Raw genomic sequence first — 25,901 nt, 5'->3', positions numbered from 1 at the left:
CCTTTCCAAGAATCCCCATGCACCACAATCAAATTGTGGTGCATACGGCGCTTCATCCTTTTGCAGAAAGGCTTCCCCAAAGCATCATTTTTGATTTTTTCAGTTGTTTTTTTGATGAAAAAGTTTTATAATTGTATTACAAGAGTTTGTGCACCACAATTTGAAAATGATGCATCACAGATGCCCCAATTTTCACCTTAAAAATTTTTACAGCACAAAATTTTTATACGAATTATCGATTTCTTCTTGATCAATTCCGATGTATAAAAGCGAAATTGCAGGACTGGAATGATTGAAAATTTTTTGCAGCAGCACAATATTTTTGAATTTTTTATAGTGATGATAACCAAAAGTTTTTCGGAGAGTGTGCGTGCCAAAATTTCCGTAAATGTTTAATGCATCGCACGCTTCATTCAAAAAGCGATACACTTGCGAACGATTTAAGCGTTTGCCTTTTTTGCCCACAAATAAAGGCTTGTTAGAATTCGGTTTATTTTTCAAAAATTCTCGAATGAGTTTCCGCAATTTTTCATTCAGAAAAATCCGTTTAAATTTGCTCGTCTTTTTTTCGCGAATTTCAAGAAAATTTTTTTGATAAACATCGCAAATATTGAGCGCTAAAATATCGCTAATGCGAAGCCCCACATTAACGCCCATCGCAAAAATCAAACGATTGCGTTTGCTTTTTTCTTTTAAATAATTTTCAATTTTTGAAACATTTTCTTTGGACTTAATCGGATCCACAAAATTCATAAAACCTCACCGCTGATAGTGAGGAACTAGAAGTTAGAAAAATCGCGCAATTTCAAAGTTTATTTAGAAGCGAGTAATTCTGCAAATTCATCGATTGTTTTAATTTCTATTTTCGGAAAATCAATTTGTTTAAGTTCTGCAAAATGATTATCATTCGTAACGATAAAATCTGCTTGAGATGCAAAAGCGCCATCCACAAATTTATTATCGTCTGGATCTTTTTTTATCAAATTCATTTTGAAAAAAGGATCTTTTTGAATGATGTTATCTGAGAACTCAATAATTTTCATGAAAAAATTCAAAACAATTGGGGAGGTATGTTGATTTAAAATTTCTTCATATTCATGCAAAATTTCATTTGAAATACAAAGAATATATTCACCTGCAATAAATTTTTTCCACAAAAAATGATACTTGCTAAATCGGCCTAGCATTTGAATTAAAACATTTGTATCAATTACGATTTTCAACTGCTTAGCCATGATATGGAGTTCTTAAATGTTGGTCGTTTAATTTATCCAAACACTTTTGGTCAAGCGTTTTCTCATTCCACATTTTTTCAAGTTCTTTTTCAAGACGTTCTGCATAAAATTTTTTTAAGACCTTCATCAAGTCGTGAAGTTCTTCTTCACTATTTGTTCCTGCAAAAGATTTTAGCACAAGCATTTGTGCAGGAGTAATTTTCTCTAAAGTCAATTCATTTTGCATTTTATACCTCTTTCTATGAATATAGATAAAAACAAAGTTCAAAAATTCATTTTCAAAATAATTAATCTTAGATTCTATTTTAAGTCAATAAGAAATTCCCCACCCCAAATTTTTTCTATCATTCCAAAAACTTTTCGAGGTTTTTATGAAACGTTTTTTAGGATTTGCTCTTTCTGCAATTTTACTTTGTGCATGCAACGAACAAAATGCAAAAGAAAATGCTGCAAAAAATTCACCTGCAGAAATTTCGCAAAATGAGACTTCAAAAAATGCGGTAATTTATTATTCGCAAACAGGCACGACGAAAAAAGTCGCCGAAGAATTTTCAAAGCAATTAAGTGCAAAAATTTTTGAACTGAAAATGGTAACGCCTTACCCTTCGACTTACGATAGCACGATTGCAGCCGTTAAACGCGAACGCGAATCGAAAACGCATCCGACTTTACAAAATGCAAAATTGAATTTGACATCTTTTGATACTTTGTACATCGGCTATCCGATTATGTTTGGAACATTTGCGCCGCCGATTTATACATTCTTAGATTCCAATAATTTGAGTGGAAAAGCAATTGTTCCGTTTTGCACTTACGGAAGCGGCGGACGCTTAGCCAGCGCCCATGAAATTCAAGAAATTGAAACGAATGCAAATGTTTTAATTGCATTCGGCATTTCCCATAAGCGGGCAAATAATTCTGCGGTCAATGTCGCAGACGAAATCAAAAATTTTATTGATAAAGTCAGAGCTGGCGCAAAAGAAGAAATTTTAGTCGGCGCTTATTCCGAAGAACGCGCGTTAACGCAAGATGATTCCGCAGCATTTATCGCTGCAACAAAAGATTACGCTTACTTAAATTTAAAACCACTTGCCGTTTCTTCGCAAGTTGTTGCGGGCACCAATTATTTATTCAAATGCACGATGCAAGCTTTTGGCGCTCCCGAAACTTTGGTAAGCGTTAAAATTTTCGCCCCGCTTCCGAATCAAGGCGAGCCGCAATTTATTGAAATGATGAAAAATTAAAAAACACGGCTTTGCCGTGTTTTTTATTTAGAATTGAAAATTTTGAACTGAGAAAAATTCAATTTTTCTAATTCTTCATTTTTTTCAAGTAAGCTTTTACGCCCGGAATTTTTACAACGTAAATTCCTAATTTTTGCGCTTTGGATTTTGGAATTTCATTTCCGTGTAAATCAAAATATTTAGTGTTCGATTCATCAAATTTTTTTTGTTTTAAACTTTGGCGAATGCTTGTCGTCGTATCCCCCGCCGATGACTTTAACTTAAATTCAAAGAAGTCAATATTCACATAATCGCCCGTGATTAAAAGTTTGAAAATGTGTTTGCCCGCAGAAATATTTCCGGCATCCACGCTGACCGTTTCGTAAACATCCCACTTGTTATCGGCGGTTTGTTTGACTTTCACTTCGTCGCCTAAATTTTTCTCGTCGAGAAGTAATTGAAAGCTGGAATTTTCTGCACCCGATGCAACGCTAATATCGATTGTGTAATCGCCCGCTTCAAAATCCATCGTGTATTCAAGCCATTCCTCTTTTTGCGTCATGCCAAGAACAACGCCTGTGCCTTCGTCATATAAATCGACGCCGCCTTCGCGGTAAGTGGACTTTCCTTGATTTTCGGAATCTTTATCGTAATACGAATCGTTTCCTTTTCCAATTCCCGGTTTATCGAAATCTTCGACTTCTAATTTCCCCGGAGCTTTTGTGGCAACGCCTTTGAATGGTTCTTGCGGAACAGGTTCCACCGGCGCCTTGTTCATCACTTGCAACATTTTTTCGGCATAGCGACGCCCAAATTCTTGATACGATTCGCTGCTAAAATGATATGAATCTTTTCCGTTGCCTTTTAAGCCGGTCGATTTGACCACATAAGTATTTTCCATGATATTTGGGAGAGCGCCAACTTGATTTAATGCAAAAGTATAACAGCAGCCGCCCGCATCGGAATCTTCCATTTCGCCCGCTAGAAACGGCACCGTATCGGCACTCAAATTGAGCGCTTTAAAAATATCGTCGCGCGTTTTTTTCACTTCGGTTTTCCAATCGTTTCCGTTCATCGCGCCCGATTCGCCTTGGTGAAAAATCACGCCTTTAATAACGCCGACTTCTTGCGCTTTTTTTCCAATTTCAACAATGCGCGCGTAAGCGTTTCCATCGGCGCCATAATCTTTTGCCCAATTGACAAGCCAAGATTGTTCGCCTGATAAATAATTGGCGTATTTGTCTTTGTCGAAAAGTTCAATTTTTGTGCCGCCAACTGCGACAGGAATCACGCCCACGGTGACATCGGGCAAACTATCCGCCATGTAGCGGCCAAACCAATCCGCAATCGACAAGCCTTCGCCACAATGAAACATCGGAGGAATCGCCGAATAAATTTCACCGACCGTTGGACGATTCAACTGTGCGCACGCTGTCGTTGCAAACATTTTATAGCGCGGATGTTCCACATCATCGACGCCTTTTCGAATGTCGCCAGCGCCTGCCATATTGCTTTGACCGTACGCAATGTAAATGTGAAAATTCGGATCGGGAGCCGCCCAAACTGAAGATGCTAACGAAAGATAAATTCCGCAGAGGCTAACTGCCATCGCGCACGATTTCTTCAAAATTTTCATATTCAAATCTCATCCCTTAAAAATGATTTCACGCTTTCGCTGCATGAAATCTGCCGAAATTTTCGGCAAATAAATTTCACCGCAAAAGCGCTTCTTCAGAAATTACACTCCTTTTCTTTTGCTCAACAATTTTTCGAAAAGAAAGTGTTGTAAAGAATTAAAACTGCGTAAAGAAATCCCAAGTTGCTACGGGAACCCATGTTGTCTGCGCGCCCGGATCTTTGTGATTCCAAATGTGACCGCCATTTTGCGTGCACCAACGCACCGGGAAACGAACGTCCACATCTTTGTAATTGTAGCAGATATGATTGCCGTAGCCCGGATATTCTTCGGCTTGTTCTTTGGTCGCATCTTTGCCCGCAGCGCTTGCATATTTAAGCGCCGTATTTCGCGCGGAGCGTCCCATTTCCGGCTTGCACAAATCATCTTGTAAACCGAGAACTCCCATCCAAGCGATAGGCTTTCCCGAATGTTCCGGAAGCCAAATGTTAACGTCGGCAGTTTCATAAACGGCGACAGCGCGGACAACATCTTGATGATTGCGAGAAAGTCCATTGGTAAACATGGAACCGTAACTGAATCCTGCGATAAAGACACGCGACGAATCGATGCAAAGATTGCTTTCTAAGTCCGCTAAAAGTTCATCGAAGAGAGTGTAATCCGGCTGCGCCCACGGAGCTTGATTTCCGTTTCCTTCGGGGGCGACAAAAATCGTCGTCATCTCGGAATCGAGAGGCTTTAATCCGTAATAACCTTCATCGCGGACGCCGCCTGCCCAACCGCCCATGCAATGCATTCCAAAAACTAAACGATACGGTTTTTGATTGTCGTAATTTTCGGGAATGTCAATTCGAATGGTACGCTTTCCTTGACTCCAATAAAAATCGTAACTGCCCGATTTGACGCGGTTCCACGATTTGCCGCAGCCGCGAGTCGGCACGGGTGCATTTTTCTTTGCCCAACCAAATGCAAATTTTTCTTCGGCGGGCGCTTTTTCAGAAAGAGTCAATTCGAGAGTCGTATCTAAATTGGCGAGAGGAATTTGCAATGTGTCAAAATTTTCTGCGATAATGCGAAGAGTGTCACCGAAGACCGCTTCTTTTTTGAAAATTTTCCCCGAAGAATTTTCCACACTTTTGGATTTTCCATGGGAATTGACCGCGGGCGAAAAACGGAAAATTTCATGAGAATTGCCATTTGAAATTTTAGCGACATACATCGCTTGCGGCGTTAACTTTTGCAAATCCACCGTCATCGCGCCAGTTCCACGCTGCGATAAAAGTTCAATGCCATTCAAATCAAAAATGCGAATTTGCAAAGAGTTCGAAAATGGCGCTTCGACAAAAAGCATGCGGTTTTGCACTTGCCATTGATTTGCCGAAATTTTCTGCGAAATTAACGCGGTTTCTTTTTCATCGGAAAGTTTAAAATGTCCGCTCACATCCGTTTTTGTCTGCAATCCTTTTTGCAAAAGTTCCACAGAGGCTTCGGCGATTTTTGCGCCTTCTTTATTTTTTACATCGCCTTCTAATGTAAACGAAAATGCATTCGACGCAAACGCAGCCGAGAAAATGGCGGGAAAAGCCAAACGAAAAAGATTCATACCAACCTCAACAAAAAGAGTTTTCTTAGAAATAATTTTCTTTTTGCTGAATTTTTGGGGAATTAAAAATTCTTCGTGGACAATTTATCCAAGACGCGGAACAAATCCGATTTTATTTTCGCCGCCGATGAACCATTTGGCGATATATTTTTTTGCTTCGGCACAAGCTTCGGGAAGCGATTTTCCCAAGGCGACATTTGCGAGAATCGCTGCGGAAAGAGTGCAGCCGGAGCCGTGCTTATCGACTCCTGGTAAACGCTTAGACGAATAGCGATATTCTTTGCCGTTTTCGTATAAAATATCTTCGGATTCGTCGCCGTCTGCGTGACCGCCTTTTAAAAGAATTGCCGTTTTTTTAAGTTCGCAATTTTTCAGTTTTAAAAATTCATATTCCAAACGATTCGGTGTTAAAAGATTGATTTTGGAAAAGATGGGAAAAAATTCTTCGACATCACGGTCCACGAAAAAACGAATGCCGGTGCTTGAACCCATAATCGGATCCCACAAAATGAAAGCGTTCGGATTATGCTTGCGAATCCATGTGATGATGTGCCAAAGCATTTCGGCGTTTTCAATGAGTCCGATTTTAAAATAAGAATAGCGACGAACTTCCGCTAATTTTTCGAGCTGTTCTTCGATTTGTTTCCAAGGAAGAAATCCCGCTCGCGCAAAGGAATATTCATTTTGCACCGTGAGCGCTGTGCAAACTGCCGTTCCGTAAACATCAAAAAATTGCATCGTTTTGATGTCGGTTAAAATGCCTGCGCCCGCGCTGCCGTCAAAGCCAGCAATCGTCATCGCATAATTCATTTTGTCGAGAACCTTTTCCATGCGGCAACGGAATCGGCAAATTCCCAAATTCCCGAAATGAATGCAGCGTTTTCAATTCCCGCGGGCTTTTCCGTCGCATCGCAACAGAAAAATGCGCCATTTAAATTTTCTGCGTTTTCGTTTCCGGGAAGTAAAATCTGCGAAATTTTTTTTCGCAGCGGAATCGAAAGTTTCTGCAAATCGCTCGCCTTTTCGAGAAAGACGCTCACTTGCAAATTCGTCCGCAGCACCGCCGCTTCATTTTGTTTCATCCAATCAAAAGTTTGATGAAATCCGAGAAGCCCAAATTCTTGCGCTGCATTGGGCGAACCGCAAAGAAATGTTTTTTGCCGAATCCGTTCGGGCAAAGCGAGCAGAAAACGTTCGAGTTCTAAATCGTGCATCCGCGGCTTTTGCACATAAAGGAAGTCTAATCCTGCGTCCGAAATTTTTTCGATTAAATCGATTTCATCGACAAAATTTTCTTCGCTTGTAAAAAGTGCAAACATCCGCAGATTCCTTTATTATTGATGCGAAAGTTTTCCGGTTTTCACATATTCTTGAATGTCGCGGGAAATGCGCATCGAGCAGAATTTCGGACCGCACATCGAGCAGAAATGCGAAGACTTCGCACCGTTTCCGGGGAGAGTTTCGTCGTGATAATCCATCGCACGATCGGGATCAAGTGAAAGTGCAAATTGATCGTTCCAACGGAAATCAAAGCGGGCGCGAGAAAGCGCATCATCGCGGAAATGCGCTGCAAAATGTCCCTTTGCCAAATCCGCTGCGTGAGCCGCTAATTTATAAGTCACAACGCCTTCGCGCACATCGTCGCGGTCCGGAAGTCCTAAATGTTCTTTCGGGGTGACGTAGCAAAGCATCGCAGTACCATACCAACCGATCATCGCTGCACCGATTGCCGATGTAATGTGATCGTAGCCCGGCGCAATATCTGTCGTGAGTGGTCCGAGAGTGTAGAACGGCGCATTGTGGCATTTTTCTTCTTGACGTTCCATGTTTTCGCGGATGCGGTGCATCGGCACGTGTCCCGGACCTTCGATGATAACTTGCACGCCTTTTTTCCAAGCGATTTCTGTGAGTTCGCCAAGAGTGTCGAGTTCTGCAAATTGCGCTTCATCGTTCGCGTCCGCCGTTGAACCCGGGCGCAGTCCGTCGCCGAGAGAAACGCAGACATCGTACTTTGCCAAGATGTCGCAGATTTCTTCGAAATGCGTGTAAAGGAAACTTTCTTCGTTGTGCACCATGCACCAGCGTGCGATAATCGATCCACCGCGGCTTACAATTCCCGTTGTGCGTTTGAGCGCAAGCGGCACGAATCGAAGCAAAAGCCCAGCGTGAATCGTAAAATAATCCACGCCTTGTTCCGCTTGTTCGATTAAAGTATCGCGGAAAACTTCCCACGTTAAATCGTCGGCGATGCCATTTACTTTTTCGAGAGCTTGATACATCGGAACCGTTCCGATTGGCACAGGACTATTCCGCAGAATCCATTCGCGGGTTTCGTGAATGTCTTTACCCGTCGACAAATCCATCACGGTATCGGCACCCCAATGCACGGACCACACCATTTTTTCCACTTCTTTTTCGATAGAAGATGCGACCGCGGAATTGCCGATATTCGAATTGATTTTCGTCAAAAAATTACGTCCGATAATCATCGGTTCGCATTCGGGGTGATTCACATTACTCGGGATAATCGCTCGGCCCGCAGCAATTTCACTCCGCACAAATTCCGGCGTAATTTCATCGCCTTTACCGCCGAAGAGTTCGTCCATTTTTTGATTTTCGCGGATGGCGACGTATTCCATTTCCCGCGTGATGACGCCTTCTTTGGCGTATTCCATCTGCGTTTTGTGGCGACCGTCTTTTTCTAAGCGTTCGCGAATCCACGGAGCGCGCAATTTTTCAAGTCCGCGATTGACATCAATCGTTTTTTCGGGATCGCCGTAAGGTCCGCTCGTATCGTAAACGGGTAAAACAGGACATTTCGGATCGTCCAATGTAATTTCGCGCATGGAAACTTTTAAATCGGGATAAATTTTACCGGGCACATAAATGCGACGGGACTGCGGAAACGGATTGAAAAACGCCATAAAAATTCCTTTTTAACTGGGCTGTAAAGTTAGCATTTCTCACCGAAACGGCGCATTTTTTCTTGGACGAAAACGCAGAACTTTGCCTAAGAAATCTCTACGCGAGAATTCTTCCCTTAAAATTTCAAAATTCAGAATGTTTTTTCTATTTTTCCCCAAAAAAAATTGGACTGATTATGTCGCGCAACAATAGCTTTGGAAGACTTATTCTTTTTGTTGTCCTCGGACTCATCATCGGTGGTGTCCTCGGCGAATGCTTCGGCTTTCTCTTTGGAAAACTCGGCGAATTGATGAATGCGGGCGGTTACAACAATATCGTGCACAATTTCTTTGTAAAACCGTTCTGGGCTTTGAATACAGGTTCCGGTAGCGAGATGCAACCGTTTGTGCTCGATTTGTATATGATTAAAATTTCCTTTGGCCTTGCGCTCAAATTGAACGTAATGAGTCTTGTCGGCCTCGCTGCAGGTCTTTACATTATGAAATGGTCCGGAGAACGCTAATGAAATCCATCCAAGAATTGAAATCCGCACTCGAAAACGGTGAAACGACTGCGGTAAAGCTTACCGAAGAATCCCTCGCTTCGATTGAGCAAACAAAAGAATTGAACGCCTACATTTCTGTCCTCGCCGACCGTGCGCTCGAAAAAGCAAAAGCGAGCGATGCCCGTCGGAAAGAAGGCAAAACTCTCGGCGCTTTGGACGGCATTCCTATTGCCATTAAAGACAACCTTTGCCTCGAAGGCACCCGCACAACTGCCGCTTCGAAAATTCTCGAAAAATTCGTTTCGCCTTACACCGCAACCGCTGTCGGAAAAATTGAAGCACAAGGTGCTGTGATCGTTGGCAAAACCAATATGGACGAATTTGCGATGGGCTCTTCGAGCGAATCTTCGTACTTTGGCGCTGTCGAAAATCCGGTGGACAAATCCCGCGTGCCGGGCGGTTCTTCGGGCGGTTCTGCAGTTGCAGTCGCAACGGGAACAGTTCCTGTCGCACTCGGTAGCGATACCGGTGGATCGATTCGTCAACCCGCAGCTTGCACCGGCATCGTCGGTCTCAAGCCGACTTATGGTCGCGTTTCGCGTTACGGCTTAATCGCATACGCATCGAGCTTGGATCAAATCGGACCTCTCGCTTCGAATGTTCAGGATGCTGCAATCGTGCTCTCGGCAATTTGCGGACAAGATTTACACGATAACACAACGAGTCAGCGCAAAACCGAAGACTTCGGCAGTAAAATCGGCGAAAGCTTAAAAGGCAAAGTCATCGGCGTTCCGAAAGAATACTTCGCCGAAGGACTTGACGCAGGCTGCAAAGCGGCGATTGAAAACGTCCTCAAGAAAGCCGAAGCCGAAGGCGCAACTCTCCAAGAAATTTCGATGCCGAATATTCGTTATGCGGTCGCGAGCTATTACATTATCGCTACCGCCGAAGCGTCGAGCAACCTTTCTCGCTTTGACGGTGTCCGTTACACTTACCGCAGCAAAGAAGCGAAGAATCTCTACGATCTTTACGCAATGTCGCGCAGCGAAGCCTTCGGAAAAGAAGTGCAACGTCGCATTATGCTCGGTTCTTACGTTTTGAGCTCGGGATTCTTTGACGCATATTATGTGCAAGCACAAAAAGTACGCCGTTTGATTTCGAACGATTTCACCAAAGCATTTGAATCGTGCGATGTGATTGCTTCTCCGGTAATGCCGGGTCTTCCGTTAAAGCGCGGCGTCAACGAAAGCGATCCGATGGCGATGTATCTTTCGGATATTTACACGGTGAGCTTGAACCTCGCCGGTCTTCCGGGCATTTCCGTTCCGTGCGGAAAATCCGAAGGGCTTCCGGTGAATATTCAATGGATTGGCAAACCTTACGCAGAAACCGATTTGCTTTCGATTGCTGCAGCCGCTGAAAAGCTTCACTAAAACTTTTCGCAAACACAAAAATCTCCGCCGCCGGCGGAGATTTTTTTCGTTAAAAAATCAATTTCAAAAATCAATTTTCAAAATTTTTTACGCTGATTTTTCGGGAGATTCTAAAGTGAAATCTTCTAATTTTCCCGAATCGAATAATTCCAAAAAGGCGTCTAAATATTCGGGGTCAAATTGCGTGCCGCGTCCATTTACCAATTCTCGGAGAATTTCTTCATGACTTAACGCGCGGCGATAAATGCGGTTCGAACTCATCGCATCGTAAGCGTCCGCGATGGCGACGATCCGCGCAAACGGCGGAATTTCTTTTCCCTTTAATCCTTTCGGGTAACCTTTACCGTCAAAGCGTTCGTGATGCGCGCCCGCGACTTCGGAAGCATAAGGCAAAATAAATAAATCTTTCAAAATATTCGAGCCGACTTGAGAATGCGCTTTAATCATTTCAAATTCGGAGTTCGTCAATTTTCCCGGTTTATTTAAGACAGCATCCGGAACGCTGATTTTTCCAATGTCGTGGAGAAGTGCATCGCAGCGAAGCGTTTCAATATCTTCTGCGCTAAATTTCAAAGCCGTCGCAAGTTTTGCCGAATAAACCGACACGCGAAAAGAATGTCCATCGGTATAAGAATCTTTGGCTTCAATCGTCTGCGCAAGCGAATCGATTAAACGAATTGTCACCGCTTCTAATTCTTCTTTGCGTTTCTCTTTTTCTTTTTGCACAAGCGCTTCGCTAATTTTCTTTCCGTGATTTTTCAAAGTGATTAACACAAAACGCGAAGCCAAAAATGTGGCGAGAATAATGGCAAATCCAATCGCGACTTCGGGCCCAATATCGCGCGAGTAAAACGGATCCAACCCCCGCGCCGTTGACGAAAACGCTAACCCCAAAATACTTGCGACCATCGCGACTCCCAATAATTTCAAATCTTCGTAGAGGATGCTTAGAACAATCGGAATTAAAAACATCGCAAAGACAATGGAAAATTGATAATGCGAAAAAGCGACATTCGTACAAATCAATTCGACGACTAAAATGAGAATAATTTTTTGCACCATCCGATTTTCTGTTTTGCGGATAATCCACTGCCCCGCCAAAAAAACGCCGACATTAAAAAGCGTCGTCGAAATAAAATAGCGAAACAATTTATCCACAATTGTATCGGGCGCATAACCTTGAGAACGCGTCCAATAGAGCATCGCATTATTCGCTGCTTCGACAACAAATATAAAGGCAATTATGATTTGCTGCGTCCGCGTGATAATTCGATTCCAACGCGAATAATCCACTTTTTCATCCATTATTTTTTCTTGCATAAGACCAAAACTCTCACTGAATTTTTAATATAAATTATTTTCAAAGTCAAATTTTTCAACTCAGCAATTTCATAGTCGATAATAATTTCATTTGTTCTTCTTTTCTTCAGAGCGTTTTTTATAATTTATCACCATGAAAGAAAAAATCTTACGCTACATTAAAAGTTTCCACTGGAAATTCCTCTTTATCTTTGCCGCCGCCTGCATTTTGCTTGCACTTCTCAACAATCTCCGCGTGAGCGATGATAAATCGGTCGAATGGATCGGCACGCAAAAAGTCATGGAAAAGCCTGAGGGATTCTAATGAAGAAACATATTTTATCTGCGATTCTTCTCTTGATAGCGACTTTCCTCGTCGCGGTTTCCGTTGCCGAAGTAGCCTTCCCCGAATCATTTCTCACCTTTACCGATTACGAATCGCTCATCGAAAAATTTCCGAAAATTTGGAAGTATAATATTCACGTCGGGCTTTCGGCACTTGCCCTCGGCATTTTGCTCGTCATCCCCGCTTACAAAAAAGACCGCGATTTTACAATTCAAGGACTCGAAACTCTTTTCCGCATTGGCATCGGCGGGATGTTCATCTTCGCAAGCATTTTCAAAATTCAAGACCCCAAACAATTTGCGACTCTCGTTGCGCAATATCAATTCTTGCCCGATTTCATCAACAACTTTTTCAGTTTAGTTTATCCGCAATTTGAATTCTGGTTTGGCTTAGCGATGATTTTTACTCCCTTTGTCAAAGAATCAGCGCTTGCGATTTTTTGGATGTTTGTTTCGTTTATTATCGCTCTCATTTGGGCGCTCGCTTTGGATTTGGGCATTACTTGCGGATGCTTTGAACTCGAAGGTGCGCAGAGTAAAAGCGAAGCGTGGACAGCTCTCATCCGCGACTTGATTCTTATCGGGCCTACATTCTGGCTCACCCTCCGCCCGAACCGAAGCTTAATCGGCATTTGGCGCAGGTAAAAAAAATGGAAAAAACTTTTCCCGTTAGCAAATACCTCACTGCAGTCAAAAAACTCCTCACCACTCAAATCCCACCGGTTTGGGTGAACGGAGTGATTACGCAAATCACAGAACGCGGGCGCATGGTTTATTTGAGCATCGCCGAATTTGCCGAAGGCGATGTGAAGCCGATTGCAAAAATTGACCTCTATCTATTCGCCGGCGAATTTGCGCAAATGCAAGCCCGCATCGCAGAACTTCCGATTCCTTTTACCATCAAGGAACAATTAAAAGTCAACTTTTTAATTGAAGCAGACTTTTACATTGGCAGCGGAAAATTTCAATGCCACGTGACAAATATCGATCCGAATTTTACCCTCGGCGAACTCGCATTAACGCGGCAAGCGATTTTAGAAAGACTTGAAAAAGAAGGACTTTTAACGCGGAATAAAATGCAACCGTTCGCAGCGATTCCGCTCAAAGTCGGACTCATCACCGGCGAAACGACCGCAGCTTTAAAAGATTTTACGACGACTCTTGCGCATTCGGGTTTTGCGTTCGAAGTGATTCCCGCTTACGCCAAAATGCAAGGCAACGAAACCGAAAGAACGGTTTTAGAAGCCCTCGGCAAATTGCGGCAAATTCCCGATTTGGATGTGATTTGTATCGTCCGCGGCGGCGGTTCCAAAACCGATTTGAATTACTTTGATAGCGAAGCGCTCTGCCGCGCGATTGCGATTTCTCCCGTTCCGATTTTAACGGGAATCGGTCACCAAATCGATGAAAGTTTAGTCGATAAAGTCGCCTTCCGCAGTTGCATTACGCCGACGGATTGTGCGAAATTTTTAATCGCTCGCGTCGAAGATTCCGCACGTCATCTCCGCGAAAAAATTTTACAAATCGCAAATGCGACGCAGCAAAAACTTTCAACCTCGAAATCGAAACTTTTCCGCACCGAAACCAATTTATCGGTCTTCTTTGAAAAGCGCATCGCAAGCGAAAAGCAGAAATTGTTTGCGCTCGCCCACAACATTGCGCGCGTTCCCGAACGGATATTTTCCCGCGAACGCGAAAAGTGGAATCGCAATTTAGATGGTCTGCGTTTCGGTTCGCAAAAAATCATCGCTCTCCAAAAGGCCAATTTCGAAATCGTCGAAGCCAAAGTAAAAGCAAACGATCCCAAGCGCATTCTCGCCCGCGGCTACACCTACGCCACCGCCAAAAACGGACTCATCAAGAAAGCTACAGACGTTCAATCCGGCGACGAATTCACGATACACTTTGCAGATGGGAACGTAAATTGCACGGTGAAATGATTATTTGACATTCCCGCGAAAGAAGGGAGTAGGGATTAGTGGCCAGTGATCAGTGGTCAGTGATCAGGGATTAGTGGTTAGGGCATTTAATCGCAGAATTGCAAGGACGCATTTTGCGGGTAAAATGGCATCTTTCAAAAGTGCAATGACACATTTGGCGGGCAAAATGGCATCTTTCAAAAGTGCAATGACACATTTGGTGAGTAAAACGGCACCATTCAAAAGTGCAATGCCCCATTTGGTGAGTAAAATGACATCATTCAAAAGTGCATGGACGTATTTGGTGAGTAAAATGCCTTGCCGCAGCGCTGCATGAGAAAAGGGAAAGCCCGCTTGGATTCAATTCATAATTGATAATTAACAATGCATAATTAGAGAGTTAGGCGCTTCGCGCGAAAACATCAAAAATTTACCGCATTAGAACTTCGCGCTTTCCCCCGCGCGCCAAAGGCGCGCCTAATTCTCAATTGTTAATTATGCATTGTTAATTGTGCATTATCATCAATTCCTCACTCGCCGCAGGCGGAGCACCGCATCAACATTTCTCCCTCCTAACTTTTCATTCCTAATTTTTCTTCCGCATTTTTCACTTCTTCTTCCGTCGGGGCTTTTGCATCTTTTAACGAATACGAAATGCCTAATTCTTCGTATTTCGGGAGGGCGAAGGCGTGATACGGAAGGACTTCTATGCGTTCGACGGTTTTGAGAGTGCGAATAAATTCTCCGGTTTTCTGTAAATCTTCGGGGAGATCGGTTAAGCCGGGAACTAGAACGCGGCGAATCCAAAGCGGGATTTCTTTTTCCGAAAGATACTTCGCAAATTGCAAAATATTTTCGTTAGAAAATCCGGTGAGATTTTGATGCGCTTTGGCATCGAATTGTTTTAAATCCAAAAGGACGAGATTTGTGACTCGCAAAAGGCGGTCAAGTTTCTCTAAATATTCCGGCAAAGATTGAAACGGATTTCCACTCGTATCAAGTGCGGTATGCACCGCATGAGCGCGGCAAATTTCAAAAAATTCGGTTAAAAAATCCAACTGGAGCAACGGTTCGCCACCGCTTACGGTAACGCCGCCGTTGTTTTTCCAGTAAGATTTGTAGCGGTAAACTTTGGAAAAAAGAGCTTCGGGCGAAATTTCTTCGCCGCCCGAAATTTTCCATGTTTCTGGATTATGGCAATAACGACAACGCATGCGGCAGCCCTGCAAAAACACGACAAACCGCACACCGGGACCATCCACAAGCCCGAAAGATTCCAGTTTATGAATGCGTCCCATCGTCATTACATGCTCGCGTGACACGTTCTCGAGATGACATCCATCTGCTGTTCTTTTGTTAAGTCGATGAATTTCACCGCATAACCCGAGACGCGAATGGTGAAGTTTTGATATTCTTCTTTTTCGGGATGTTCCATCGCATCAATAAGTTTTTCCCTGCCGAAGACGTTTACGTTCAAGTGATGCGAGCCTTGTTCAAAGTAACCGTCCAAAACTTGCACGAGATTGTTCACGCGTTCGCTTTCGCTGTGACCGAGCGCTTCGGGGTTGATTGTCTGCGTGTTGCTGATTCCATCGAGCGCTAAATGATATGGCACTTTGGCGACAGAATTGAGGGATGCGAGAAGTCCATTTTGTTCGGCGCCGTAACTCGGATTTGCGCCCGGAGAAAGCGGTTCACCCGCTTTGCGTCCGTCGGGCATAGCGCCCGTCGCTTTGCCGTAAACCACATTCGATGTAATTGTAAGAATCGAAGTCGTCGGTTCGGAATTACGATAGGTGTGATGCTTTTTAATTTTCGTGATGAAATTGCGGAGAAGTTCTACGCCGATATTGTCCGCGCGGTCATCGTCATTTCCGTATTTGGGGAAGTCGCCTTCGGTTTTGTAATCGATGACAATTCCCGCATCGTTACGAATCGTTTTGACCTTTGCATATTTAATCGCCGAAAGTGAATCGATGACATGCGAAAATCCTGCGATTCCCGTTGCAAAAGTTCTCCGGACATCGGTATCGATTAACGCCATTTCTGCGGCTTCGTAATAATATTTATCGTGCATGTACTGAATCGCATTCAGCGTATTCACATAAAGTTTTGCAAGCCATTCGAGCATCGCGTCATACTTTTTCATCACGTCATCGTAATCGAGATATTCCGCGGTAATCGGCTTCATCGCAGGGCCGACTTGTTCACCCGTTTTTTCATCGACGCCGCCGTTAATCGCATAGAGGAGAGCCTTCGCCAAATTCGCGCGGGCTCCGAAGAATTGCATTTCTTTTCCGGTTTGCGTTGCCGAAACGCAGCAGCAAATCGAATAATCATCGCCCCAGACCGGTTTCATCACATCGTCATTTTCGTATTGCACCGAGCTGGTTTTGACCGAAATTTTTGCCGCATACTTTTTGAAATTTTCCGGAAGACGACTCGTGTAAAGAACCGTCAAATTCGGTTCCGGAGACGGTCCCATATTTTCGAGAGTGTGCAAAAAGCGGAAGTCGTTTTTTGTCACCATGTGACGGCCATCGATTCCTGTGCCGCCGACTTCGAGAGTCGCCCACACCGGATCGCCCGAGAAGAGCGCATTGTAAGAAGGAATGCGGGCAAATTTGACCATGCGGAATTTCATCACCAAATGGTCGATGAGTTCTTGCGCTTCGGATTCTGTTAAAATGCCTTTTTCCAAATCGCGATTCACATAAATATCGAGGAAAGTCGAAACGCGTCCGACGCTCATCGCAGCGCCATTCTGCGTTTTAATTGCGCCGAGATAACCGAAGTAAAGCCACTGCACCGCTTCTTTCGCATTTTTCGCAGGACCCGAAATATCAAAGCCGTAAGACGCTGCCATGATTTTCAATTCTTTGAGCGCTTTAATCTGCATCGAAATTTCTTCGCGCAAACGGATAATGTCATCCGTCATCGTGCCATCGCCGCAATTTTCTTTGTCTTCTTGCTTTTTCGCGATTAAAAAATCGACGCCGTAAAGGGCAACGCGACGGTAATCACCGACGATGCGTCCGCGGCCATATGTATCCGGAAGTCCGGTGACAATGTGGCTGTGACGCGCGAGTTTCATCTCGGGAGTGTAAACGTCAAAGACGCCATCGTTATGCGTTTTATGATACTTCGTAAAAATTTCGTGGAGCTTCGGCGATGGCGTGTAACCGTAAGTGGTGCAAGCTTCTTCGGCCATGCGGCTTCCGCCAAACGGCATAAAGGCGCGCTTTAAAGGTTTATCGGTTTGAAGGCCGACGATTTTTTCCAAATCTTTTAAAGATTCGCAAATGTAACCGGGCGCGTGCGATGTAATCGACGAAACAATTTCTGTATCCATATCGAGAACGCCGCCTTTTCTGCGTTCTTCTTTCTGCAATTTTTGAAGTTCACTCCAAAGTTTTTCCGTTGCCGAGGTCGCCCCCGCCAAAAATTCTTCATCGCCGTCATAAGGCTTGTAATTTTTCTGAATAAAATCTCGGACGTTGATTTCCTCTTTCCAAATGCGTCCTTCAAAGCCGTTCCATGCTTCGTTCTGAATCATAAGTTCTCCTTTTGTTGTTACTAAAGCGCAATTTAGAAATTTTCATTTTCCTTCAAACGAAGCCCCGCAGATTCCTTCCCGCTTTTAAAACCAGAAGAATTCATTAAAAATTTTGATTTATCCACTTGAACGGCGTCAATTTTCGAAAAAAACATTTCATTTTATCGTCATTTTTCCTTTTCTAAATTTTAACATTTCAAAAATTCATTCTAAAACATTCATTTTTTCACTTTCATTTTTCAAAATTTTCATTTTTTCTCTCAATTTTATCCGTTTTTGAATCAATTTCAAAAATTTTCATCCAAGGTTTTCGAAAAATCTTCACTTTTCCAGATAAAATCTTCTCTTTTTCCCGATTATATTCTATATTTTCCGCAACTTTTAGGATTTAATTCACCGAGATACCCTATGACAAATCATGCATTAAGCGGTGCTCAGGTAATTATGGATTGTTTGAAGCGCGAAGGCGTGGACACAATCTTTGGTTATCCAGGCGGATCCGCGATTCCTCTTTTCGATGCCCTCCTTGATTCGAATATCAAGATGGTGCTTTCTCGCCACGAACAAGGCGCAACTCATATGGCCGACGGCTATGCGCGCGCCACAGGAAAAGTCGGCGTCGTCCTCGTAACGAGCGGTCCGGGTGCAACCAATACGTTCACCGGAATTTACACCGCTTTGATGGATTCTTCGCCCCTCGTCGTTCTCGCTGCGCAGACCACTACGCCAAACCTCGGTAAAGACGCGTTCCAAGAATGCGATACAAGCGGCATGACATTTGCTGCGGTGAAGCATTCCTTCCTCGTGAAAGATCCGAACGATTTACCGCACGTAATGAAAGAAGCTTTCCACATCGCACGTTCGGGTCGCCCGGGTCCTGTGCTCATCGATTTGCCGAAAGATGTGACCGCCGGAAATTGCTCTGCACAATTTACCGACGAAGTCAATTTGCCGGGTTATAAAATCCCGACTTACGCTGATACCGCTTCGGTAGAAAAGGCTGCCGCTCTTCTCAAGAAATCGACGAAGCCGCTTCTTCTCGTGGGTCACGGCGCAATCATTTCGAATGCGTCTCGCCAGGTGAAAGAACTCGCCGAAAAATTAAATGTGCCCGTTGTCGAAACCCTTTTGGGCCTCGGCGCTTTCCCCGAAACGCATCCGCTTTCTCTCGGCATGCTCGGGATGCACGGCACCGCTTATGCGAACAAAGCACTTCTCGAATGCGATCTCATCATGAGCATCGGATCGCGTTTCGATGACCGCATTACCGGAAAGCTCGACGAATTCTGCAAAGGCGCAACGATTATTCATGTCGACATCGACCCTGCCGAAGAAGGAAAAATTCTTCAGCCCGATGCATTCCTCTGCGGCGACGCCAAGTTAATTTTGGAACAACTTCTCCCGCTCGTTTCGCGTTTGGATACCGATGAATGGGTGAAGACGGTGCAGACTTATAAGAAGCGTTATGCGCTGACTTACCCGAAGCAGGGCGGTCTCCGGATGCAACATATCATCTCGACCGTTTACGAACTCACCAAGGGTAAAGCGATTATTACGACCGACGTGGGACAACATCAAATGTGGGTCGCTCAATTCTACAAAGCCGATTATCCGCGTCAGTTCATTACGAGCGGCGGCGCAGGCACGATGGGCTTTGGCTTCCCGTCGGCAATCGGTGCAGCAATCGGCATCGGTTCGGATTTAAGCTGGCCGGTTTGCTGCTTTGCTGGCGACGGCGGTTTCCAAATGACCGAATTTGAACTTGCGACTGCTGCGATTCACAAATTGCCGATTAAAATTTTCGTCATGGACAACAAATACCTCGGTATGGTGCGTCAATGGCAAGATATGTTCTACGGCAAACGTTATTCTGCTGTGAGCATGGAAGGCAATCCCGACTTTGTGAAACTCGCCGAAGCTTACGGAATTAAAGGATTCCGCATTAAACGCTCCGCCGATGCAGAACGCGTCATTCAAAAAGCACTCGAATATAAAGATGGCCCCGTGCTCATCCACTGCGAATGCGAAGAAGAAGATAATGTGTTCCCGATGATTCCGGCAGGCGCACCGCTTACCGCAATGTTAACGGAACAACCCAAAGGTCAGCTCGAAAAGCCGACAGGGAGCACCTAATCATGACAGCAGCTACTGAAAAGAAAGAAACCGCTCATTGCTTGAGCCTTCTCGTGGCAAACCGCCCCGGCGTCCTCGTGCGCATTGCGCTCGTCTTCTCGCGTCGCGGATACAACTTGGATTCTCTCGTCGTTTCGCCGACATTAAATCCCGACTTCAGCCGCATGAACATTGTGGCTCACGGTAATCCCGAAATTCTCGTCCAAATCATTAAGCAGCTCGAAAAGCTCGTCGATGTGATTCAGGCGAAGGATCATACCGGCTCCAAGACCGTGGAAAAAGAACTCGCGTTGATCAAGCTAAAATGCCAAGCGGAACAGCGGACCGAAATTCTGCAATACTGCGATCATTTCAAGGCGACGACCGTCGATATGACCGAAACTTCGATGATTATTCAAGTCACCGGAAACTCGGACAAAATCGATGCGATGAAACGTCTCCTCGATAACTTCGAAGTGTTGGAATACATCCGCACGGGTAAAGTCATTATGCTGCAAGGCGAAGACATTACCTAAAACTCTTCCCCGTTTTGAAAAGCGAACGCGCCGCGTTCGCTTTTTTCTTTTTAAAATTTTCCGTTCTACTTCCCCACTTTCTTTGCAAAATTTTTCCACAAAAAAAGCACCGCGATTTGCGATGCTTTTTTCTCGGGCTGATTGGATTCGAACCAACGACCTCTTGAACCCCATTCAAGCGCTCTACCAGACTGAGCTACAGCCCGCAAATTTTTTTGCCCATTTGCAGGCGCTCCAAATTTACATTAAAGTTTCCATTTTTGCAAGGGGAAAGCAAAAATCGTTCAATTTCATTTCCAATAACCGATGATTAAGACTTCGGGAGTCGCCTTCGGATGCAATTTGCTCGAAAAAGAAACGATTTTCGAAAGGCTTTTCTGCTTCATTTTCGGGTCGCGGAAAAGGCCTGCCGTTTTCAAAGTAATTTTTTGCCCCGGAATTTTCCCGCCTTCTTGAATCGCATCAAAATTTTTCACATTCAACGAAACATTTTTGATTTGCACCGAAAATTCTTTCGTAAATTCTTGCGGAAGAGTCAAATCGGGGCGCGTTTTTTGGTCTGCGCTCCACACATAAAATGTCCATTCGCGTTTTTCGCCCGAAGAATAATAGCCCGCGTCAAACATTTTTTCGCTAAAGATGAATGGCGCAACGACCGTTCCTTGCAATGTAATCGGATGCGGTTTGCCGTCGCTATCGACGATGACAACCATATTCGCCATTTTGCCTTCGAGATTCGCTGTTGAAAAATCAAATTCAACATTCACGGGTTCGCGGGGCTTTGCCTCTTTTGTGTATTGAAAATTGGAGCAGCCCACGCCTTGACAAAGAACGGTTTCGATTTGAATCGGACGATTCGAAACATTCGCGCCGCCGAGTTTAACGTGGCGCGTTTCGCCCTGCGGAATTTCGCCGAGTTCATACGGATCCGTTGCAAATTGAATGACGTCATCGGCAAATGCCACCGCCGAAAAGAGAAAAATCCAAGCAAAAAATTTTTTCATTTTTTCATTCCATCGTTTGCGATTAAAGTAGAAAATACAGCACAAAAAGCTGCGTTTCTAAAGAAAATTTTTCACCGCATTCCGTTAAATTTTCTATAATATACTCGCCTTCAACAACTCTTCGCAGAGGCTATCGTGTACGATATTTTGATTCTCGGCGCCGGCATTTCCGGCTTAAGCGCAGCCATTAAAGCTGCAGAACACGGACATTCTGTTCTAATTTTGACCAAGGGAGCAAAACCGGACGGTTCTTCAAATTACGCGCAAGGCGGCATTTGTTCCGTCACCGATCCGAAGGATTCTTTTAAGCTTCACGAAGAAGATACCTGCGAAGCAGGCGCTGGCCTTTGCAAAAAAAATGCGGTAAAAATTCTCGTCGAAAACGGACCGGATACGATTGCGCAGCTCGTCAAATGGGGAGTTAAATTTACTCCCGCCGAAGCGAACGATGCGAACATCCGTTTTGATTTGCATTTGGAAGGCGGGCATAGTCATCGTCGCATTTTACACGCAGCGGATTTGACCGGCAAAGAAATTATGCGGGCGCTTCTCGCCAAATTGCACGAATTTGAAAATATCACTTTCCTCGAAAATGCGCTCATCGAAGATTTGATTTTGAACAAAGAACGCAACCGCGTTCTCGGGGCAAAAGTCATTCATCAGCAAACGGGTGAAACCGAAGCGATTTTTGCCAAGGTAACGCTGATGGCTACTGGTGGTGCTGGACGTCTTTGGCTGCACACCATCGATCCCGCCGATGCTTGTGGCGATGGCATTGCGATTGCAGCCCGCGCCGGTGCTGCGATTCAAGATGTGGAATTTATGCAATTCCATCCGACATCGCTTTATGCGCCGAGCCTCAAAAAATCTTTCCTCATCTCGGAAGCGGTCCGCGGTTTTGGCGGCATTCTCAAAAACAAAGACGGCAAAGAATTTATGAACGGCGTTCACCCGCTGCGTTCTTTGGCTCCGCGCGATATCGTCGCCCGCGCCATTCACCGTGAGATGAAACGCACCGGCGAACCTTGCATGTTCCTCGATGTCACCGCACACAATCCGAAAGATACCAAGACGCATTTCCCGCATATTTATGCGAAGTGCCTTTCGGCTGGCGTTGACATGACAAAGGAATGGATTCCAGTCGTGCCCGCAGCACATTATATGTGCGGAGGCGTTCTCGTCGATACTTGGTCGCGCACAAAACTCGAAGGGCTTTACGCTTCGGGTGAAGTCGCCGCCACAGGCGTTCACGGCGCAAACCGTCTCGCTTCCAATTCCCTTTTGGAAAGCGTTGTCTTTGCACTTCGCGCTGTCGAAAATATGGAGAAAACAGGAATTCTCAAAAAGACATTCCGCACGCCGAAAATTCCGGCAGAAAAAATTTTGATGAAAGGTGGCGATCATTGGAAAAAGCGCACCCTCGAAGCGAAAAAGCTCATGTGGGAAAAATGCGGCATCGTCCGCTCGGTCGCCGGATTAAACGAAGGCCTCGAAGAGCTTCGCAAATTCAACTCCGAAGTCGAAACCGAAATGAAAAAGAAGACGCCAAAAACCGTCGCCCTTTTGGAATTCCGCAACGCCGTCGAAAGCAGCATTTTAATTGTGAAAAGCGCTCTCGCCCGCAAAGAATCCCGCGGTTTGCAATCGATTCTCGACTACCCCAATCTTTCGCCGAAAATCGTGCATCACAGCATTTTCCTCAAATATCCTCTCGAAGAAAATTAAGAAAACGCAGTGCAAAAGCACTGCGTTTTCTTAATTCATTCAAAATTTGCGTTATTGAATCCACGGGAAAATATTATCGCGGAACATAATTTCTTGCAATAATTTATCGTCTTCAAATTCTCCGCGGAACATCGCGGCTAATTTCATAAAGTCGCGTTCATGCTCTGCAAGGCGCTTTTCAGCGTAGCCATCCGCCGAATGATTGTGAATCATAAACGCCCAGTCCGAAGCTTGGAAAAGCACAAGTTCGCGTTCCATTTGCGCTAAAATTTTCTTCTGCTTTTCCGTTTGTGCGGAATTTTTGAACTGCTTAAAAATCGCAAACATTTTGAAGAATTTCGGATAGACAAATTCCACTTGCGGATTTACCCAGACCGAAGCAAATCCATTTTCGCCCCAAGAAGAGAAAATCGGGCGATGCGGTTCACACTCTTCGGAATCTTCTTGCATTTCATTCACCGAAGCGAGCTGCAAAATCTGCGACGAAGCGGCGCTTTCAAAAAGCGATTCGATAAATTGCGGACCTTCAAACCACCAATGGCCAAAAAGTTCTGCGTCGTAGGGACAAAGAACGCAAGGACGGTGCGAAGTCATCTGCGGGCCGAGTTCTGCCATTAACGCTTCTCGATTCGCAATGAAAAGGCGCGCATGTTCGCGGGCGAGATTCATCGCTTGCCACGGACGATACAATTCCTTTTCTTCCCCACCGGTAATGCGGTAATATTTAAATCCCGTATCGATAGGAGTTTCGCCGGCAAAGAAGTATTCGCCGAGATACTCCCGCGGAAGTTCTTTCGCAATGTCTTTGTAAAATTCGCGATATTCCGGATGTCCTGGGTAACCGCGTTGACGGCTCCACACTTCGACAGAGCTCGTTTGTTCACGTCCTAAAACCAAAAGTCCCGAAGGCGTTTTCATCGGCGCAAAGACACCATATTTCGGAGCGGGATCAGCGAGCAAAACACCGTGAGTTTCCATAAAGAAATACTCAAAATTTTGCTCTGCAAGATATTTGTCTAATCCATCAAAAAATCCGCATTCTGGGAGCCAAACTCCCCGCGGCGCTTTTCCAAAAGCGTGTTCAAATGCTTCGACGGTTAAGCGTAATTGCATCCGAATGCTTTCGGGTTCTGCTTGATACGCCGGCAAAAACGGATGCGTTCCCACACACGTTAAAAGCGCCAATTTTCCGCGCCGTTCTAGAGAAGCAAATTCGGATAAAATATCGCGATGCAGCCGATTTTCCCATAACTCCGAAAGTTCTAAGATGCGGGCTGCGTAAAATTTTGCAATCGGTAACCGAGCCGAATCATCCTTCAGCCGATTGAGTTCTTTGCTTGCGAGTTCCTGCAATTTTTGCAAATGCCGAGAATAACGCGAAAGCAAAAGTTCGTCCGAAAGCATGGCGAGAAGCGGTGGCGAAACGCTCAAATTGAGAGTCCCCGGCACGCCCTTTTCCGCTAAGCGAGAAAGGGTTTGCACGAGCGGCAAATACGTTTCGGTCAACGCTTCAAAAAGCCAGTTTTCTTCGAGAAAACGGTCATATCTTGGACTACGCACAAACGGCAAATGCGCGTGCAATAGCAGATACAACTGTCCATGACAATCAGCGGACATCGATCAATTTTACTCGGTGCGTTTCACAACGATAGGTACAATCGTCGTCGGGAAATCGCCGTCTTTATCGGTTGCGAAAACAGGAATAATCTGCGTCGAATCCGGCAAATCTTGTTCGAAGGAGAATGTTCCATCGGGGTTGAGCGGGAACGGTTCGCCGCGGACTTGTAAATGCGCATCCGGACGAGTTCCACCGTAAACGATTAAACGAGTCTTGACCCAGAGGAAGAAATCCTTTCCGTAATTGACGGTATCCGGACTCGGTTGCAACGCTTGCTTCGCAAGTTCGCCCGAAGAAAGAATGGAACCGCTCGAAATCGAACCCGAGAAGAAAGATTCCGAAGAACTCGCGAGATGTTCAAGCCAAGACGCTACAGTTTGACTCGAAAGACCCGAGCTTCCAAAGCCACCGATTCCGGCACTGCCGAGAGATGCTTTGAAGAAAACGCTATCGGAATTCTTCGCCGAATTTTTCACCGCATCGTAGCTGAAGACCTGCATCGCAGGCGCTTCGACGAGAGGCTTAAATTCACCGGCTTGCGTTTTTGCGCCGAGAGTTGCGCGGAAAGAAACCGCTTCGCGGTTTTGCACGTACCAACTTTTTGCATCGGCGGGCACTTCAATTTCGCGGAATTTTTCTTCGAATTTACGCTTCTTGTTTTTGCGGACGGTCAAGTCCGACGAAACATCATACAAACGAAGTACTAAAACGTCGCCATCTTCCAGCGTCTTTTCGAGATGTTCTTTTTTCACATCCCAGAATGCGTGGAGGAAGTTCGGATCGCGCTGCATTAATGCGAGATATTCCGGAGAAAGTTCTTCGGCCGATTTTTCTGCCTTCGCGGCTTTCACAACTTTCGCCGTTTTCGTTGCAGGCTTTGCTGCTTTCTGTGCCTTTGCGACGACTTTTTCAACGGCTTTTTCCGAAGATTTTTCCGCTTTCACCGCAGCCTTTTCGACGACTTTTTCTGCGGCTTTTGCTTTCGCTGCGACTTTCGAAACAGACTTTTCCACTTTTTCTGCCGCCGATGAAACCTTCGATGCGACCGTTTTCTTCAGTGCGCTGGACTTGACTGCAGCATTCTTCGCCACAGTCTTCTTGATTTCTTCAACCTTGGTCTTTACCTTGGTCTTTGCTTTGCTCGAAGCGTTTTTTAATTCCGCTACTTTGGATTCCGCTTTCTGCGAAATCGCCTTCAGCTTTTCGACCTTTGCCTTAGCAGAAGCTTTCTTTTTCGAGTCCATATCT

At 44.9% G+C, this 25,901-nt stretch carries 24 protein-coding genes and 1 tRNA gene; 9 read left to right on the top strand and 16 right to left on the bottom strand.

What is annotated here, in order from left to right; all coding sequences use genetic code 11:
- Positions 1-207: 207 nt before the first annotated feature.
- The 3 genes from B0H50_RS00710 to B0H50_RS00700 are packed head-to-tail and all read right to left on the bottom strand — an operon-like array spanning position 208 to position 1,461.
- Entirely contained in the window at positions 208-753 is a 546-nt protein-coding gene (locus B0H50_RS00710; RefSeq protein ID WP_106197437.1) for a site-specific integrase, read from the bottom strand.
- A 59-nt stretch (positions 754-812) separates the two neighbouring features.
- Positions 813-1,235 carry a putative toxin-antitoxin system toxin component, PIN family gene (locus B0H50_RS00705; protein WP_106197438.1) on the bottom strand — a complete coding sequence of 141 codons (423 nt, stop codon included), beginning with the start codon at positions 1,233-1,235 and terminating at the stop codon, positions 813-815.
- Positions 1,228-1,461, bottom strand: coding sequence for a hypothetical protein (locus B0H50_RS00700; protein ID WP_106197439.1), 234 nt, complete (start codon positions 1,459-1,461; stop codon positions 1,228-1,230). The genes B0H50_RS00705 and B0H50_RS00700 overlap by 8 nt, the downstream gene beginning before the upstream one ends.
- Before the next feature lie 145 nt (positions 1,462-1,606).
- Between B0H50_RS00700 and B0H50_RS00695 the strand changes: the two genes are divergently transcribed.
- Positions 1,607-2,479 carry a flavodoxin family protein gene (locus B0H50_RS00695; RefSeq protein ID WP_109587078.1) on the top strand — a complete coding sequence of 291 codons (873 nt, stop codon included), beginning with the start codon at positions 1,607-1,609 and terminating at the stop codon, positions 2,477-2,479.
- 67 nt (positions 2,480-2,546) lie between these two features.
- Here the strand turns inward: B0H50_RS00695 and B0H50_RS00690 are convergent, their stop codons facing one another.
- The 5 genes from B0H50_RS00690 to thiC form a co-directional block, all read right to left on the bottom strand.
- On the bottom strand, positions 2,547-4,094 hold the full coding sequence (locus B0H50_RS00690; RefSeq protein WP_109587077.1) for a sialate O-acetylesterase: 1,548 nt from the start codon (positions 4,092-4,094) through the stop codon (positions 2,547-2,549).
- Between the two features lie 157 nt (positions 4,095-4,251).
- Entirely contained in the window at positions 4,252-5,697 is a 1,446-nt protein-coding gene (locus B0H50_RS00685) for a T9SS type A sorting domain-containing protein (protein ID WP_106197442.1), read from the bottom strand.
- A gap of 84 nt (positions 5,698-5,781) precedes the next feature.
- Entirely contained in the window at positions 5,782-6,528 is a 747-nt protein-coding gene (locus B0H50_RS00680) for a hydroxymethylpyrimidine/phosphomethylpyrimidine kinase (protein ID WP_233244446.1), read from the bottom strand.
- The gene (locus B0H50_RS00675) at positions 6,504-7,016 is read right to left on the bottom strand and encodes a hypothetical protein (protein ID WP_106197444.1); all 513 of its coding nucleotides are present in this window, start codon (positions 7,014-7,016) and stop codon (positions 6,504-6,506) included. The genes B0H50_RS00680 and B0H50_RS00675 overlap by 25 nt, the downstream gene beginning before the upstream one ends.
- 15 nt (positions 7,017-7,031) lie before the next feature.
- Positions 7,032-8,621 (bottom strand): phosphomethylpyrimidine synthase ThiC, encoded by a 1,590-nt coding sequence (thiC, locus tag B0H50_RS00670; RefSeq protein ID WP_106197445.1) that lies wholly within the window; start codon positions 8,619-8,621, stop codon positions 7,032-7,034.
- A gap of 176 nt (positions 8,622-8,797) precedes the next feature.
- On the opposite strand from thiC, the gene B0H50_RS00665 reads away from it, so the two are divergent.
- Positions 8,798-9,124 (top strand): DUF4321 domain-containing protein, encoded by a 327-nt coding sequence (locus tag B0H50_RS00665; RefSeq protein WP_106197504.1) that lies wholly within the window; start codon positions 8,798-8,800, stop codon positions 9,122-9,124.
- On the top strand, positions 9,124-10,539 hold the full coding sequence (gatA, locus tag B0H50_RS00660; RefSeq protein ID WP_106197446.1) for an Asp-tRNA(Asn)/Glu-tRNA(Gln) amidotransferase subunit GatA: 1,416 nt from the start codon (positions 9,124-9,126) through the stop codon (positions 10,537-10,539). The genes B0H50_RS00665 and gatA overlap by 1 nt, the downstream gene beginning before the upstream one ends.
- An 87-nt stretch (positions 10,540-10,626) precedes the next feature.
- Here gatA and B0H50_RS00655 read toward each other — a convergent pair whose 3' ends face one another.
- Positions 10,627-11,859, bottom strand: coding sequence for an HD-GYP domain-containing protein (locus tag B0H50_RS00655; protein WP_106197447.1), 1,233 nt, complete (start codon positions 11,857-11,859; stop codon positions 10,627-10,629).
- A gap of 133 nt (positions 11,860-11,992) precedes the next feature.
- Between B0H50_RS00655 and B0H50_RS13240 the strand changes: the two genes are divergently transcribed.
- The 3 genes from B0H50_RS13240 to xseA are packed head-to-tail and all read left to right on the top strand — an operon-like array spanning position 11,993 to position 14,123.
- Positions 11,993-12,163, top strand: coding sequence for a hypothetical protein (locus tag B0H50_RS13240; protein ID WP_158256409.1), 171 nt, complete (start codon positions 11,993-11,995; stop codon positions 12,161-12,163).
- The gene (locus tag B0H50_RS00650) at positions 12,163-12,828 is read left to right on the top strand and encodes a MauE/DoxX family redox-associated membrane protein (protein ID WP_106197448.1); all 666 of its coding nucleotides are present in this window, start codon (positions 12,163-12,165) and stop codon (positions 12,826-12,828) included. The genes B0H50_RS13240 and B0H50_RS00650 overlap by 1 nt, the downstream gene beginning before the upstream one ends.
- Before the next feature lie 5 nt (positions 12,829-12,833).
- Positions 12,834-14,123 (top strand): exodeoxyribonuclease VII large subunit, encoded by a 1,290-nt coding sequence (gene xseA / locus B0H50_RS00645; RefSeq protein WP_106197449.1) that lies wholly within the window; start codon positions 12,834-12,836, stop codon positions 14,121-14,123.
- Between the two features lie 63 nt (positions 14,124-14,186).
- On the opposite strand, the gene B0H50_RS00640 is transcribed toward xseA, so the two are convergent.
- The 3 genes from B0H50_RS00640 to pflB all read right to left on the bottom strand — a co-directional run bounded on the left by B0H50_RS00640 (position 14,187) and on the right by pflB (position 17,658).
- Positions 14,187-14,387 (bottom strand): hypothetical protein, encoded by a 201-nt coding sequence (locus B0H50_RS00640; RefSeq protein WP_109587075.1) that lies wholly within the window; start codon positions 14,385-14,387, stop codon positions 14,187-14,189.
- Positions 14,388-14,674: 287 nt separating this feature from the next.
- Entirely contained in the window at positions 14,675-15,406 is a 732-nt protein-coding gene (pflA, locus tag B0H50_RS00635; RefSeq protein ID WP_109587074.1) for a pyruvate formate-lyase-activating protein, read from the bottom strand.
- Positions 15,406-17,658, bottom strand: coding sequence for a formate C-acetyltransferase (pflB, locus tag B0H50_RS00630; protein WP_106197452.1), 2,253 nt, complete (start codon positions 17,656-17,658; stop codon positions 15,406-15,408). The genes pflA and pflB overlap by 1 nt, the downstream gene beginning before the upstream one ends.
- 408 nt (positions 17,659-18,066) lie before the next feature.
- On the opposite strand from pflB, the gene ilvB reads away from it, so the two are divergent.
- Together ilvB and ilvN are read left to right on the top strand one after the other, a co-directional pair.
- A complete protein-coding gene (ilvB, locus tag B0H50_RS00625) occupies positions 18,067-19,791 on the top strand; it encodes a biosynthetic-type acetolactate synthase large subunit (RefSeq protein WP_106197505.1) in 1,725 nt (574 codons plus the stop codon).
- Between the two features lie 2 nt (positions 19,792-19,793).
- The gene (gene ilvN, locus B0H50_RS00620; RefSeq protein WP_106197453.1) at positions 19,794-20,306 is read left to right on the top strand and encodes an acetolactate synthase small subunit; all 513 of its coding nucleotides are present in this window, start codon (positions 19,794-19,796) and stop codon (positions 20,304-20,306) included.
- 132 nt (positions 20,307-20,438) lie between these two features.
- Here ilvN and B0H50_RS00615 read toward each other — a convergent pair.
- Positions 20,439-20,512 (bottom strand) — tRNA-Pro (locus tag B0H50_RS00615).
- Positions 20,513-20,596: 84 nt separating this feature from the next.
- Positions 20,597-21,310 carry a DUF1573 domain-containing protein gene (locus B0H50_RS00610; RefSeq protein ID WP_106197454.1) on the bottom strand — a complete coding sequence of 238 codons (714 nt, stop codon included), beginning with the start codon at positions 21,308-21,310 and terminating at the stop codon, positions 20,597-20,599.
- Between the two features lie 135 nt (positions 21,311-21,445).
- Here B0H50_RS00610 and nadB point away from each other — a divergent pair, with 135 nt between their 5' ends.
- The gene (nadB, locus tag B0H50_RS00605) at positions 21,446-23,035 is read left to right on the top strand and encodes an L-aspartate oxidase (RefSeq protein WP_106197455.1); all 1,590 of its coding nucleotides are present in this window, start codon (positions 21,446-21,448) and stop codon (positions 23,033-23,035) included.
- Positions 23,036-23,086: 51 nt separating this feature from the next.
- Here nadB and B0H50_RS00600 read toward each other — a convergent pair whose 3' ends face one another.
- Together B0H50_RS00600 and B0H50_RS00595 are read right to left on the bottom strand one after the other, a co-directional pair.
- Entirely contained in the window at positions 23,087-24,652 is a 1,566-nt protein-coding gene (locus B0H50_RS00600) for a glycoside hydrolase family 57 protein (protein WP_109587073.1), read from the bottom strand.
- A 9-nt stretch (positions 24,653-24,661) separates the two neighbouring features.
- A complete protein-coding gene (locus B0H50_RS00595; RefSeq protein WP_106197457.1) occupies positions 24,662-25,897 on the bottom strand; it encodes a DUF4912 domain-containing protein in 1,236 nt (411 codons plus the stop codon).
- Positions 25,898-25,901: the final 4 nt, after the last annotated feature.

Origin of the sequence: Hallerella porci, assembly GCF_003148885.1 — a bacterium.
GTDB classification, from domain to species: domain Bacteria; phylum Fibrobacterota; class Fibrobacteria; order Fibrobacterales; family Fibrobacteraceae; genus Hallerella; species Hallerella porci.
Note: the sequence above shows the minus strand (reverse complement) of the source record. Positions and strands in the feature narration are given on the sequence as shown.